Origin of the sequence: Fibrobacter sp. UWB3, from assembly GCF_002210405.1 — a bacterium.
In the GTDB taxonomy this organism is placed as follows: domain Bacteria; phylum Fibrobacterota; class Fibrobacteria; order Fibrobacterales; family Fibrobacteraceae; genus Fibrobacter.
Map to the genome: position 1 here is coordinate 61,913 of NZ_MWQJ01000014.1, position 12,941 is coordinate 74,853.

Below are 12,941 nucleotides of genomic sequence, written 5' to 3' on the forward strand. Positions count from 1 at the left end.
GTAAATTACTTGGCGTTCTTGCGTTCCTTTTCACGCTGACGGCGACGCTTTTCGGTATCGTCCGGGAAGAATTCCGGGAAGGAATAACCGATGGTAATGCCAAACACGATGCCCATCTTATCCATACCGTCCTTGTTCACGACACGAGAAACATAGGTATCGACGGCTTCGGTCTTGGAATCCTGAGTCTTTGTGAAACTCGGGTTCTTTTCGCGAGGCTTAGCAAGATCCGGAGCATAGTAGAAACCGAAGGAGAACTGCAAGTAGTACCATTCGCTAGTGAGGTAGGATACCAACACATCGAACTGATAACCCTTCACAGAAATCAAGCTACGGACATTATCCGAATTCGGAGTCATGTCATGATCAAAGTAAACCGTACCATAAGAAGCGGACAAGCCCAAATGGATAGGAATCTTCGGGAAGAAGTAGTAATTGATACCGATCTTATAGCCCGTACCGCCTTCGAGATCCCAGTATTCGAATTCGCTATCCTTGACCTTCGGCAAGAAACCGAAAGAAGCAAAAGCACCCACATGCCAGCGGGTAATATATTCGATGCCAGCACCAAGGCCCATACCCATGCCCGTTTCGCCCATGAACGGCATACGGGAACCGAGGCCCAATTCAAAAATAAGACGGTCTTTCAGCCAGTCACGACGGCGTTCGGAGTTTGCATATTCGTCCAAGCGCTGTTCTTCTTCAAACTTTTTACGGGTAAAATAATCCTGCCTCTGGGCAGCAGTCATGCCAGCCGTAGAAGCCTCGACATTTTCTTCTTCGTCATCGTCATCAGCAGAAGCCTTAGCAGCAGAAGAAGAACTTTCAGAAACAGACATAAAACCATCATCTGTTTCAGCAGGCGCAGCTGCAGGTGTTTCAACCGTCTGTTCGACAACAGCGGTTGTTGCCTTCTTTGATTTAGACTTCATAGTCGCTTTACGTGCTTTTGATGGGGCAGCCCAAGCAACCAAACAGGACAGACACAACAGCAACAACAGTTTTTTCAGCATTAAAAAAGCCTCGGATAAATAACCACGCTTGGAATATAACTTTTTATCCAAGTTTTTTTCAAAAACTTCTTGTAAAACTTGTTTTTTCGTTTGATTTTACATTTTCGTAAGATTCTAGTATGGCTATTTTACTTTTGTTAGCTCGGCCTTAATACTTCCAAGCGCAATTTCGCACTGCATAAGCACAGGAATCCGCTTTTCGTCATCGGTAAACCAGATGAAAATACGGCCACTGGAGTTGAAAATGCCATCGCCATCCAAAACAGGTTCTACTTTAACTGTTTTGAACGAGCCCAAGTCTGTTTTAATCGTTTCGCGTTTGTGTACAATCACCTTGAGTTCATAGCGTTTTTTGCCGCTCACAGCCGAAAAACGGGACGTAGCCCCTTCCTTAAGCGGGAGTGTACGCACAAGATAAAACGCCGACATAATGCTATGCTCAAGCCCCTCGATAGTCACGGACGTATCCGCAGAGCGCTTAACCACATGCTTGACAGGATCCTTAAACACGGTATCGGACAGGAGTGCCCTCTTGGCATTGCGATCAAAACGAATTAATGACTTGTTATGGAATGTTCCCTCATGGAGAGACTTGCGGAACACATCCGTCATGAGACCTTTATTGCGAACAAGTGTAAAAACAGTATCATGAACCGGGTAGAACTTATTGACGGTCTTGTTGGCGGTCGCATAAGTGTAAATTTCGGATTTTCCATCATTACGCGCTTTGACTTCAATCGTCGCATAGCCTGCCGTAATAAAGCCCCAGCTGAGCTCATATTCAAGGCGTTCCCCCTTCATCCACGGAGCGCTGATTTCGGGCAGGGTCTGCCACTTGGGAAGCGGCTTTGCAGGGGCACTAGCACTTGAGGACGACAGAACGCTTGGAGACGGCTTTTCGAGAGTCGCCGAGGACAGAGACTGTTTATCGAGAGTCGCCGCACTTTGGGACAGCGCGGACGAGGACGAAACCAGAGACTCCGCCGCCATAGACGAAAATGACAAAACAAGTCCCAACAGCAAAACTCTTTTCACAGCACGAAAAATCATAAACCCCAATACTCTGTTTAAAGGATAAAATTCAAGATAAGGACAATATATAAAAGAACGCCCGCGGAAACCGCACAGGCGCTCTGTTTTTTTTATTCTAGATAGGAATAAAAGGCTTAGCCTTCGATATCCCCGAGGCCCTTGCGGTAAGCGATGAGCTTTTCGCGGACAGCCGGATCTGCGATGGCGACGATGTGGGCGGCGAGGTAACCGGCGTTCTTGCCGTTGCCGATGCCGACCGTGGCCACCGGGATTCCCGGGGGCATCTGCACGATGGAGTGCAGAGCATCGACGCCGTTGAGCGGGCCGCCGGCGCAGGGCAGACCAATCACCGGAAGAATCGTGTGCCCTGCGAGCACGCCCGGGAGGGCTGCAGCGAGGCCAGCAACACCGATGAGGACCTGGAGGCCTCGCCCGGCGGCTTCGCGAGCATACTTCGCGGTGGCGTTCGGGGTGCGGTGCGCGGAGAGGATGTTGAATTCCCACACGATGCCGAAGCTGTCGAGCACGGCGGTAATCTTATCTACAGTTTCCTGGTCGGACTTGCTACCCGCAACGATACCGACCTTTGCATTTTCTTTCAAATCCATTTTGTTACCTCTTATTTCGCCATCCTGAGCAACGCGAAGGATCCAGAACTTTATTTTACTGGATTCTTCGGACTTTCAGTCCTCAGAATGACGTATTAAGTCCTTATTTCGCCATCTTGGCGAGACGGGCCAAACCCTTCTTGCCGATGTCCTTGCGGTAGAACTTGCCTTCGAACTGAACCTTCTCGGCGGCTTCGTAAGCGATGTCGAGAGCGGCCTGGAGCGTTTCGCCATGGCCCACCACGCCGAACACGCGGCCACCGTTCGTGACCAGCTTGCCATCAACCATCTTGGTACCGGCATGGAGCACCTGGGCGCCGTTCTTTTCGGCTTCTTCGATACCCGTGACGACCTTGCCCTTTTCGTAGGAGCCCGGATAACCGGCGCTTGCAAGCACGACGATTGCGGAGCTGCCCTTCGGAGCCTTCGGGGCACCGAGCTTGGCAAGTTCGCCCTTTTCGGCAGCGTCGAACAACGCAAGCACATCGCCGTCGTAAAGCGGGAGCACAATCTGGCATTCGGGGTCGCCGAGGCGGCAGTTGTATTCCACGACCTTCGGGCCCTTCGCAGTCACCATGATGCCCACGTAGAGCACGCCCGTGTAGGGCTTGCCTTCGGCGGCCATGCCCTTGAGGGTCGGTTCGATAATCGTCTTCTTCACCTCGTCAAGGAGAGCGTCCGTGACTACCGGAGCCGGGCTGTAAGCGCCCATTCCACCGGTGTTCGGGCCCTTGTCGTCGTCAAAGACGCGCTTGTGGTCCTGGGCAGAAGAGAGAATCACGTAATCCTTGCCGTCGCAAACCACGAAGATGGAGGCCTCTTCGCCGTCCATGAATTCTTCAATCACGACCGTCTTGCCGGATTCGCCAAACACGGCCTTGTCGCCGAGCATTTCTTCGACAGCGTCGTTCGCTTCCTTGTCGGTCATGCAGACGATAGCGCCCTTGCCCGCAGCGAGGCCCGACGCCTTCACCACGATCGGAGCCGGGTGTTCGGCAAGGAACTTCTTGGCGGAGGCGAGATCGGTGAAGGTCTCGAAGGCTGCCGTCGGCACGTTATACTTCTTCATGATATCCTTGCTGAAGGCCTTGGAGCCTTCGAGCGCGGCAGCAGCCGCAGTCGGGCCGAAAGCGCGCAGCCCGCGACGGCGGAATTCATCTACCACGCCGGCGACCAGCGGAATTTCGGGGCCGATGACCGCGAGGTCAATCTTTTCGGCAACCGCGAGGTCGGCGATAGCCTTCGGGTCGGCCACATCGACCGGCACGCACTTGCCGAGGTTTGCCATGCCCGGGTTGCCCGGAGCGCACACGAGAGTGTCGCACAGCGGCGACTTCTTGACTGCAAGAGCGATGGCATGTTCGCGACCACCGCTACCAACGACGAGAATATTCATAAGCGAGTCCTTATACTTGTACGGGGGAAAATGTAGAAAAAAGAACGAATCAACGCTGATGCCGTTCTCGCCTAGCCGTCTTAATCTCCGCTTCTATTTCTTCTTCGCTTAAATTGGCCACCCCATTTTCATAAGCCAAACGCTGGGCTTTATGCAAAGCATCCAAAAGTCCATACGCATCATAGGGAACTTTATTTTCACTTACTACATTAGGCAACGAACTTGGAGTTATAACAGTCAAAAAATCTCGTGCAGAAATAACAAAAGGACAATTGGGAAAATGTTTTTGATTTCCCGTCACAAGATACGCACCCTTGTCCTGATGGGCTACAGCAACATCATAAAAAATAATATCATCCTCATCAGGCAATTCTGTACCCGTTGACGGCACGGTTTGGTTAACTGCATACTTTAAAATCGTATTGATGATTTTATCAACAAGAAACGTTTCAAATGAAAATTTAGGTCGATATAGAACATTCCGATATTCCTTAACAATATTATCATCGACCAACGGAATAAACGATTTATCAAAAACCCCTTTAAATATCAAATACGGTATAGATTTCCGATTATTATACGCCAAAGCAGCAGAAACAAGAATATTCGTATCAATTACTGCATAAATCATTTCTTTTTATTCCTCATTTCAGCACGAGTAGCCTTAATCTCCGCCTCAATTTCTTCTTCGCTCAAATTCGCCACCCCATTTTCATAAGCCAAACGCTGGGCCTTATGCAAAAGGCTCAACAAATTTTCCCCATCTTGATTTGTCGCAGACGGAACTTCATTCATTTCAAAAGGGAGTTTATTTTCCACAAGAGCCCTCCTAAAAAAAGCACGAACCGCTGTAGGAACATCCATTCCCAACCGTTCGAACAGAGCCGATACTTGATTTTTCAAATTTTCATCAAGCCTTATTTGCAATACTGACATAGCCATAATCATTCCCCTAATTTTGAATTACAGCTATAATATATATTATGCAGAAATTTAAGAAAAGGGGCCTCGTTGCGCCCCATTTTTGCAAATAATCAGCCCCTTTTCCGCATATAGCATTGCACTTTTTATGCAGAAAAGAATGGTAATCTGCCCAATTACTCAAGAATCTTATGCAGAAACCAAATCAGTAAAAAATCAATTACGATAAGTTCGGGATGATTGAAGAATCTTAGAAGCCGCGTACTCTCTCTGCTGAAACCGCTGCATTTGCCTTTTTTGGTTGTGAACGACACGATAGTCGTCGCTTGATTAGCATGAATTCATTATATTGGTATATACTGTAATATTAATTGAGCGAGATTATAAAAATGAAATCTATTTGGACAATCGACAACACTGTATTAGAAAACATCCGGAAAGTGATAATCGACAATATAGATTCCAAACTTGCAAAAGAACGAAAATCCAAAAACATTGAAAAAAAGGGAATAGACCTTTCAAAAAACAATGTTTGGAAAATACTAGTTGGATGCGAAATAACATCACGACAAAAATCTGGAGAAAACTCCCCCACAGACCAACTACTAAAATCAGAATCAAAGCTCTTTGATTTTAATTACTGCAAGAACAATCATAATTTCATCATAGAAGAATTAAAAAAATTCAATCTTCGAAGATACAATACAATTGCAGAATGGCTTATTCTTATTATAAAAGAATGGGAATTAGGAGAATGGGACATACTTCAGAAAAAACTAACACTTCTAAAAAAAGATCATTCAAAAGAAGATGAAAAGCAAGTTATAGACTATCTAAGAAGCGGGAAATACAAAGGTCTCGGTTTAAAACAATCACGTAATTTTCTACAGTGGTTAGGTCTGTCTATATACGAGATTCCTATTGACAGCAGAGTTATTAAGGTTTTAGAAAATTGCGGCTGTAATTTTATTCCAGGGCCTAAAGCTCTTCAAGATGACGCCACATATGAATATTTAGAAAACGGATTACAAATGATTTCCGAGGAACTACAAATTCTGCCTTGCGAATTAGACGCATGTTTTTTCATGAGTTTGGAAAAAAAGAATAATAAGGACTAATTACTTTTTTCCATGGAAATCCACGTGTGACCATTTTCGAAACGTTCAGTGTTGAATGTGCGAAAACCTTCACGTTCGTAGAACGAAACCGTGCGCTGGACTTCACCACAGGTAAACAGCCATGCACGATTGTGCGGCATTCTCTTCTGAATCTCGCGAAACAGGATTTTGCCGTATCCGCGCCCTTGACATTCCGGCAGAACCATCAAGCGACCGATATACAATGAGCCATCTTCAACGCGTCCACGAACAGAGCCAACAATTTTACCATCGTCAGAGAGCATCTTTAGCGTCATGTATTTCGGAAAGTCTTCGCAGGCTTGCTCCAGAGATTCCTTCAAACCGGGAGCATCGAGCCAATCTACTTCTGCAGCAATAGCAAAGAACGCCCTATCATGCAGTTCCATGAGCTCGGGAATATCATTGATTGTCGCGATTTCGATTTTCATTTGGTTTCAAGATAAAATTTCGTGACAGCACTGTCAACAATGTTATATTTAAACGTAATTATGTCTATCACGTACAAAACAATTCATGATTTTTCAGAGCAAGATTTAAAAGATTTGTTCCTTTCGGTGGAATGGTCTTCGGGGCATTTCCCTGACAAACTTGTTATCGCCATGAAGAATTTCAAGACGGCCATTTCAGCATGGGACGGCGACAAGCTTGTCGGTATGATTTGCGCAATGGACGACGGCATCATGAATGCGTATGTTCATTATTTGCTTGTACGCCCGGAATACCAAGGAAAAGGCATCGGCAAGGCTCTTGTCGAAAAAGTCAAGGACGTGTACAAGGATTACTTGCGTATTGTCGTCGTGGCATACGACAAGGAAATAGACTTTTACGAATACTGCGGATTCAAGAAGGCAACTGACGCAAGCCCAATGTTCATCACAAGCTTGTGGACGTAATCTCTAAAACCTTCTCGAGTGTTTGCAATACTCTTCGTATTCTTCGCCGAAGTCGCGGCGGAGGCGTTTTTCTTCGCTTAGCACCTGCACCATCATAATCGCAAAGAAGACGACGAACACGACGCAAGATTGCCAAGTCCACAGCCACACGGCGGCACCCACGAGATAAACGAGGGTTCCCGTCAGCATCGGGTTGCGGTTAATCTTGTACGGACCTTCAATCATCAGATGCTGCGTACGCGGGGCCACTTCGTGGCCGAAAGCATCCATCGGGTTTCCTTTGCCACGATTGCGCATGTAGACGATAGTCCAAATACTCAGCACAAGGCCCACAAGCATCACAATAGGCGCCACAATGCAACGCCATGTATCGACCGGCCAAAGCGCGGGCATTCCAGACGCAAGCCACATGATTGTCGGGATGAGCATCACAAAGAGAAACCCACCCAACAAGTAACCGATAAAATCACGAAAGCGTTTCATTTTTCCCTCCTCAATCATTATTAAAGACTTTGTCCTAACTCAAAAGCTTTCTGGAGCGCATCGCAGTTCTTGACATCTCCTTTGTCCTTTGCACCGCGCACAAGTACCTGGCCCATATCCTGCAGCTTGAAGAAGTTGAGGCAAAGCTTGTACTGTACAAGAATGCCATCGAACAGTTCCGGGAGCGAAGCCGCACCCACCAAGAGGAGCGCCATCTTGTGGATGTGAAAAGTATCGCGAATTGGATTGTGGAAACGGTCGATGACCGCTTTCAGCTGTGCGCTCAAGCCGTAGAAATAAACCGGCGATGCAATCACGAGCATTTCGGCCTTGGCCATTTTGTCATAGACGATCTGCATATCATCTTTCTGGCAGCACTTGTGGTCTTCGCGGGCAAAGCACGAATTGCAACCAATGCAAGGATTGACTTTGTAATCGTGAACGGAAACAACTTCAACTTGATGCTTTTGCGAAGCACCCTTCACAAACGATTCCACCAGCAAATCTGTATTGCCGCCCTTGCGCGGGCTCCCAGAAAGAACAAGAATATTCATACCTAAACCATTGCCATATAGTTTGTTGCTATAATCTATAAAAAATAACTAGCGATCGCTACGGTGCCACACTCATTGACAAGACATTCTATATTTAGTGTAAAAACAAATCCTTTCAAGGAGATTCCGGCTCGTAGGCCGGAATGACAATGTAAAGGAGATGCCCCCGCTTAGCGACGGGCATGACAGACAATTACAACAACGAGTTTTCTATGGAAGAAACATTTAAGACAAAAGGTACATGCGCAACGACAATTCAGTTCACGCGCGATGGAGACACAATCCGCAACATTCGCTTTACGGGTGGATGCAACGGAAACCTCAAGGCGATTGCAAAACTTTGTGAAGGTATGAAGGCTGAAGACATTGCAGCCAAGTTGCTCGGCAACACCTGCGGCGGAAAGCCAACCTCTTGCGCAGACCAGCTCGCCCGTGCCGTTCTCGGGATGGAAGCCTAAAACCTGCAAAATACGCAAGAATAGCACAGCTTTGAGCCTTCAGCGCACAATAAAGAGCTATCTTTGTACACGAAATGGAACTGATTAAAAAGTACGACATAACGGTTTTGTGCAATCCTGGAGTGGAGTCTGCACAGTTGCTCACGCCCGAGAACAGCAGGTCAGAAAAGGTTTCGGTCACGAAGGTTTCGGTCATGCCGGGTGCAGAACAGCCGCGTCATAAGCATTACACGTCGGAACAGGTGTGGGTCGCAGTCCAAGGCCGTGGCGTTCTCTTGCTTGCTGACGATAAGGAAGTTCCGTTTGAAGCAGGCGATGTCGTGCGTTTTGCAGAGAAGGAAATCCACGGGCTGCGCAATATGGGACCCGAGATTTTCGAATACATTTGCATCAGCACACCGCCGATGAATTTCGCGTACGCGTACATGCAAGCGAGATAAATGGAGATTCCCGCTCGTCCCCGTCAAGTGAGGACAGGTAGGCGGGAATGACAAAGAAGCATCGGAGATGAATGACAAAAAAACGGCGGCTAAAGCCGCCATTTTTTATTTCAAGAAGAGCGAGATTTTCCCGAAATCAAGAATCGTGATAAACACGAAGAAGCTGATGAAGAATGCCGCAGCGACGTTCTGGATTACGGATTGAGTCTTGAGGCTCAGCGGCTTGCCACGTAACTTTTCGATACCGAGGAACATCAGGAGACCGCCATCGGTAATCGCAAGCGGGAGCAAGTTCATCACACCCAGGTTGATGCTGATAAGCGCAAGGAGCATGAGGAAATCCTGGAATCCGCTCATCCACACATTGCCCATCACAGCGACAATCGAAACCGGGCCGGAGAATGCATCGACTTTCACCTGGCCTTGGAACAAGCGCTTGAAATAGCGGAAAATGCTCGTCGTCATTTTCCAGCTCGTAGCGCAAGTCTTTTCGAACGCTTCAATCGGACCGCGACGCACAAGATGCGTTTCACTGAACATCACATAGCCCATCTGGATGCCCACAATGTAGCGTTTGAATTCTTCATCGTAAGCGGGAGTCATCTTCACATTGACCTTTTCGCCATTACGCAAAAGCGTCACGTTGACTTCGGCACCTTTGGAACCATCAATCAAACGAACAACTTCTTCGTAACGCGAAATATGTTCACCATTGATTTCAAAAATCGTATCACCGCGCATGATGCCCGCCTTTTGCGCGGCAGAACCTTCTTTGGGCGGCAGACGCACAATCACGCGGTTGCGCGGATAAATACCGATATCGCCAATTCCCATCTTGATGGGTTCAGAAGTCGAATCTGCAGCCGGAATCACGAGTTCTTGTGGAACAACCTTGATGGCGAGCGGCGCCCCGCCACGATGAACCTCGAGCATCACATCGGCACCGAGACTCACGCCGATCTGTTCACGGAAGTCATCCCAACCTTGCGTTTGCTTGCCATTGATAGACGTAATCGTATCGCCCGGCTGGATGCCAGCGATTTCAGCAGAAGAATTTTTCGCCACAAAACCGATAATGAGACTCTTATTATCCGGTTCCTGAACGCCAACCATATAAAGGAAAATCAGAAGGATAAACGCAAATGCGATATTCACAAACGGACCTGCAAAAGCAATTGCTGCCCGAGCGCCAACCGATTTCCCCAAAAAATCATCTTGCGATGGAAGCTTACCATCTTCAATGCTATCTGGATTTTCGCCCGCCATGGCGACGTAGCCGCCAAAAGGAATTGCTGAGATGCAATATTCCGTTTCGCCCTTCTTGAAGCGGAAAAGCTTTTTGCCAAATCCTACCGAGAACGTGTTCACTCGGACTTTATTCCACTTGGCGACAATAAAATGACCCAGTTCGTGAATGGTCACGAGGAAGCTCAATGCCAAAAGCCCCAAAACGAACATCAACAAATTATTTAATATACTCGACATCATAAGGACAATTTAGTAATTATAATCAAGCGCGATGTAACGCAATTACAAGTATATAAGGAGAAGCCCGCTTACTTCGACCGCGCTCAGCACAGGCTCCGGCGGGCATGACACAAAAAACGATGCCCCGAATGGAGCACCGTTTTGCATTCTATGAATATGAGAGAATTTACTTAATGCGATGGCCCTTGAGGTCAAAGCGCTTGCCGTTCTTTTCGATGAAGAGTTTCTGGTCGTCGAAACGGAGGCGCGGCTGCGTCGAGCGAACGGCCTTGTAATCCACCGTAGCGTGAATTGCAATCGTGCCCTGCGAACTTGAAGATTCTACGTTTGCAGAAGAGCTAGAGGAAACGCCCGGAATAGAAGATGAGCTTGCGGGCATCTCGGAAGAGGAGGAATTGCCAGAAATCGCGGAAGAACTACTTGCAACTTCGGAGGAAGAACTCTGCGGTACGCTCGAAGATGAACTTGCGGGAACCTCAGAAGAACTAGAGGCCGGCGTATCCTGTTTTGCAACGCCTGCGGCTGCAAATTCTGGTGCATAGCCCGCGTTGATGGCTTCGATAGCGCCAGCGAGGTATGCAAGAGGAGCGTTCCAGTTGATAGCGACTTCGTTCGTGGCGTAGCTGCAACGCTGATCGGTGTAAGCGGTTGCCGCCTGGCCCTTGCGATAATCAGCGCACTTCCATTCGGCGGCAGAACCAACGTCTTCGCCGCCAGGCTGCGGGCCACCCACAAGCATACCCGGGATCGGTTCTTCTACGTTATCCGAAGTACTCGGGCGGTGGTGCGGCATTTTCGGAGACTTGGTGCCGTAACCAGTTACGAAAGACATGTCAAGCGGGTTCTTGCCGAGCAAGTAATCAAGAACCTTGACGGCAGCCTTGTAATACTTCTGTTCGCCCGTGAGGTAGTAAGCATGCAACAGCCAAACGCCCTGATTGGAGGCAACCGCATTGGAACCCCATACAAAGTCATCCTTTGCCATCACGACGCCAAAGCCTTTTTCGGCGCGGTTAGCAAAGTTGTCTGCAGTGCCCAAAATCTTTTGCTTGGCTTCGTTTGCATCGCCACCAAATTGCGCCTGATGCGTAGCCTTTTCGTACGTGGCAAGGCCCATGACATCGCCCCAGTACGAAACGTATTCCGATGAGCCGGACTGCTTGTAAGAAGCATCACCCGTCGTGATGAAGAGTTCTGTCCCGGCAAGAACCTTTTCGTCGTTCGGGTTGTCGTTTTCGTAGGCACCCGTCGAAACATCCGACGGATTGGCGAGATAGTTGCGGCTCGGGTTCGAGAGGCCCCAAGCATAAGCCTTCTTGGCAGCTTCGAGGCACTTGGAAGCGTAAGTGGCATCGAACGGCTTGTAAATGCGGGAAGCCATTGCCATCACGGCAGCAAAGTCAAACGTGCCCGCCGTGCTCTTGCCGATAGCATAAAGCTTGGAATTGTCCGCGGCCGGCATCACATCGCCCGGGAAACCGAGAGAAGTGAGCTTGTGGTAGACGCCGCCATCGGACGCCTGCATGGTGAGCATCCAGTCGAGATTGTACTTGATTTCGGCAAGCAAATCCGGGAGGGAGCCTTCGGCCGGGATGTTCCACTTGAGCGTCTTGAAATACTGCGGGAAGTGTTCGTAAAGAGAGAGGAGCGTGTAGGTCGTAATACCCGAGTTCACAATGTAACGGCCGTAGTCGCCAGCATCGTACCAGCCCTTGCTGGAATTGATCGTACCCGAAGCACCCGTAGAATTGTGAAGTTCAGCAGTCGGATTCGTGTGGCCGGCTGCGCGGGCCCACTTGCCTGCATACTGGCTTTCGAGAGCCATGGAAGCGCGCTGGTAATAGAACCACTTGATGGAAGCCTTGACGATTTCTTCGTACGTCTGGGATTTCACGACGAGATCAGAACGGAGCACGTTGCCGTTTACCTTGATACTGTACTTGCCCGCTTCGGCAAGCTTGGAGAAATCGACGAGCTGGACATTCTGACCGCTCGCATCCCAGTAAGATGCGGCCTTAGGCGTCACGGAGAGAACGACCTGGCCGGCTGCATTCACAAAATCCACGTTGCCGTTTGCATCGACCAAGGCGAGTTCCTTGAAATCGCCCGGACGGTAGCCAATCTGGTTGATGTAGGCAGTCGCTGCGAAAGCTGGGGCTGCGACGAGCGCGGCAAGCGCTACGGACTTTAACGCATGATTATTCACAAACATCCTCGTAAAAAAGTGCAAGTTTTAGCCCACATAATATAGAGCCGTTCAAGCATATTTTCCACCCGTCCGAACATCATTTTAAAGAAAAGTGTTGCAAGTGTTTTATCCATTGAAAGGGAGATTCCCGCTCGGTGGCGGGAATGACAAAGGAGCCGAGTGATGCAGAAACATGCTTGCATGTTTCTATATCCGAGGCGAACAAGTCAGACCCCTTTAGGGGAATGACATGCAAGGCGAGTGCAGCAAGAATAAGTATACTCATTCTTATTGCCGAGCCGTAGCAGTCAAGCCCCGTTAGGGAAAT

General features: G+C 48.6%; 15 protein-coding genes. 4 read left to right on the forward strand and 11 right to left on the reverse strand.

Annotation, left to right across the window (positions count from 1 at the left end):
• Positions 1-5 precede the first annotated feature (5 nt).
• The 6 genes from B7991_RS13745 to B7991_RS13770 all read right to left on the reverse strand — a co-directional run bounded on the left by B7991_RS13745 (position 6) and on the right by B7991_RS13770 (position 4,991).
• The gene (locus B7991_RS13745; RefSeq protein ID WP_235003019.1) at positions 6-932 is read right to left on the reverse strand and encodes an autotransporter outer membrane beta-barrel domain-containing protein; all 927 of its coding nucleotides are present in this window, start codon (positions 930-932) and stop codon (positions 6-8) included.
• 204 nt (positions 933-1,136) lie between these two features.
• Positions 1,137-2,063, reverse strand: coding sequence for a DUF3108 domain-containing protein (locus B7991_RS13750; RefSeq protein ID WP_254917985.1), 927 nt, complete (start codon positions 2,061-2,063; stop codon positions 1,137-1,139).
• A gap of 116 nt (positions 2,064-2,179) precedes the next feature.
• Positions 2,180-2,653, reverse strand: a complete 474-nt coding sequence (gene purE / locus B7991_RS13755) for a 5-(carboxyamino)imidazole ribonucleotide mutase (protein WP_088631335.1) — start codon at positions 2,651-2,653, stop codon at positions 2,180-2,182.
• Positions 2,654-2,756: 103 nt separating this feature from the next.
• Positions 2,757-4,049, reverse strand: coding sequence for a phosphoribosylamine--glycine ligase (purD, locus tag B7991_RS13760; RefSeq protein ID WP_088631336.1), 1,293 nt, complete (start codon positions 4,047-4,049; stop codon positions 2,757-2,759).
• 49 nt (positions 4,050-4,098) lie between these two features.
• Positions 4,099-4,680, reverse strand: a complete 582-nt coding sequence (locus B7991_RS13765) for a putative toxin-antitoxin system toxin component, PIN family (protein ID WP_088631337.1) — start codon at positions 4,678-4,680, stop codon at positions 4,099-4,101.
• Positions 4,677-4,991, reverse strand: coding sequence for a type II toxin-antitoxin system RelB/DinJ family antitoxin (locus B7991_RS13770; protein WP_088631338.1), 315 nt, complete (start codon positions 4,989-4,991; stop codon positions 4,677-4,679). The genes B7991_RS13765 and B7991_RS13770 overlap by 4 nt, the downstream gene beginning before the upstream one ends.
• Before the next feature lie 368 nt (positions 4,992-5,359).
• Here B7991_RS13770 and B7991_RS13775 point away from each other — a divergent pair, with 368 nt between their 5' ends.
• A complete protein-coding gene (locus tag B7991_RS13775) occupies positions 5,360-6,088 on the forward strand; it encodes a hypothetical protein (protein WP_088631339.1) in 729 nt (242 codons plus the stop codon).
• Here the strand turns inward: B7991_RS13775 and B7991_RS13780 are convergent.
• Positions 6,085-6,537: a GNAT family N-acetyltransferase gene (locus tag B7991_RS13780; protein WP_088631340.1), complete on the reverse strand. Its 453-nt coding sequence runs from the start codon at positions 6,535-6,537 to the stop codon at positions 6,085-6,087. The two genes, B7991_RS13775 and B7991_RS13780, sit on opposite strands and share 4 nt — an antisense overlap.
• Positions 6,538-6,597: 60 nt before the next feature.
• Between B7991_RS13780 and B7991_RS13785 the strand changes: the two genes are divergently transcribed.
• A complete protein-coding gene (locus tag B7991_RS13785; RefSeq protein ID WP_176421837.1) occupies positions 6,598-7,002 on the forward strand; it encodes a GNAT family N-acetyltransferase in 405 nt (134 codons plus the stop codon).
• A gap of 3 nt (positions 7,003-7,005) precedes the next feature.
• On the opposite strand, the gene B7991_RS13790 is transcribed toward B7991_RS13785, so the two are convergent.
• Both B7991_RS13790 and B7991_RS13795 read right to left on the reverse strand, forming a co-directional pair.
• Entirely contained in the window at positions 7,006-7,485 is a 480-nt protein-coding gene (locus tag B7991_RS13790) for an isoprenylcysteine carboxylmethyltransferase family protein (RefSeq protein ID WP_088631342.1), read from the reverse strand.
• A gap of 20 nt (positions 7,486-7,505) precedes the next feature.
• Positions 7,506-8,039 (reverse strand): flavodoxin family protein, encoded by a 534-nt coding sequence (locus B7991_RS13795; protein ID WP_088631343.1) that lies wholly within the window; start codon positions 8,037-8,039, stop codon positions 7,506-7,508.
• A gap of 212 nt (positions 8,040-8,251) precedes the next feature.
• Here B7991_RS13795 and B7991_RS13800 point away from each other — a divergent pair, with 212 nt between their 5' ends.
• Positions 8,252-8,497 (forward strand): TIGR03905 family TSCPD domain-containing protein, encoded by a 246-nt coding sequence (locus B7991_RS13800; protein ID WP_088631367.1) that lies wholly within the window; start codon positions 8,252-8,254, stop codon positions 8,495-8,497.
• A 74-nt stretch (positions 8,498-8,571) separates the two neighbouring features.
• A complete protein-coding gene (locus B7991_RS13805; RefSeq protein ID WP_014546523.1) occupies positions 8,572-8,937 on the forward strand; it encodes a cupin domain-containing protein in 366 nt (121 codons plus the stop codon).
• 105 nt (positions 8,938-9,042) lie between these two features.
• Here the strand turns inward: B7991_RS13805 and rseP are convergent, their stop codons facing one another.
• Together rseP and B7991_RS13815 are read right to left on the reverse strand one after the other, a co-directional pair.
• A complete protein-coding gene (gene rseP / locus B7991_RS13810; RefSeq protein WP_254917989.1) occupies positions 9,043-10,395 on the reverse strand; it encodes an RIP metalloprotease RseP in 1,353 nt (450 codons plus the stop codon).
• Positions 10,396-10,591: 196 nt separating this feature from the next.
• Positions 10,592-12,637: a glycoside hydrolase family 9 protein gene (locus B7991_RS13815; RefSeq protein WP_088631345.1), complete on the reverse strand. Its 2,046-nt coding sequence runs from the start codon at positions 12,635-12,637 to the stop codon at positions 10,592-10,594.
• Positions 12,638-12,941: the final 304 nt, after the last annotated feature.

Coding starts and splice junctions, on each gene's coding strand:
- B7991_RS13745 (WP_235003019.1), bottom strand. CDS start 932: ATGAAGTCTAAATCAAAGAAGGCAACAACCGCTGTTGTCGAACAGACG.
- B7991_RS13785 (WP_176421837.1), top strand. CDS start 6,598: ATGTCTATCACGTACAAAACAATTCATGATTTTTCAGAGCAAGATTTA.
- B7991_RS13800 (WP_088631367.1), top strand. CDS start 8,252: ATGGAAGAAACATTTAAGACAAAAGGTACATGCGCAACGACAATTCAG.
- B7991_RS13765 (WP_088631337.1), bottom strand. CDS start 4,680: ATGATTTATGCAGTAATTGATACGAATATTCTTGTTTCTGCTGCTTTG.
- rseP (WP_254917989.1), bottom strand. CDS start 10,395: ATGTTCGTTTTGGGGCTTTTGGCATTGAGCTTCCTCGTGACCATTCAC.
- B7991_RS13770 (WP_088631338.1), bottom strand. CDS start 4,991: ATGGCTATGTCAGTATTGCAAATAAGGCTTGATGAAAATTTGAAAAAT.
- B7991_RS13815 (WP_088631345.1), bottom strand. CDS start 12,637: ATGTTTGTGAATAATCATGCGTTAAAGTCCGTAGCGCTTGCCGCGCTC.
- B7991_RS13805 (WP_014546523.1), top strand. CDS start 8,572: ATGGAACTGATTAAAAAGTACGACATAACGGTTTTGTGCAATCCTGGA.
- purD (WP_088631336.1), bottom strand. CDS start 4,049: ATGAATATTCTCGTCGTTGGTAGCGGTGGTCGCGAACATGCCATCGCT.
- B7991_RS13790 (WP_088631342.1), bottom strand. CDS start 7,485: ATGAAACGCTTTCGTGATTTTATCGGTTACTTGTTGGGTGGGTTTCTC.
- B7991_RS13795 (WP_088631343.1), bottom strand. CDS start 8,039: ATGAATATTCTTGTTCTTTCTGGGAGCCCGCGCAAGGGCGGCAATACA.
- B7991_RS13780 (WP_088631340.1), bottom strand. CDS start 6,537: ATGAAAATCGAAATCGCGACAATCAATGATATTCCCGAGCTCATGGAA.
- purE (WP_088631335.1), bottom strand. CDS start 2,653: ATGGATTTGAAAGAAAATGCAAAGGTCGGTATCGTTGCGGGTAGCAAG.
- B7991_RS13775 (WP_088631339.1), top strand. CDS start 5,360: ATGAAATCTATTTGGACAATCGACAACACTGTATTAGAAAACATCCGG.
- B7991_RS13750 (WP_254917985.1), bottom strand. CDS start 2,063: ATGATTTTTCGTGCTGTGAAAAGAGTTTTGCTGTTGGGACTTGTTTTG.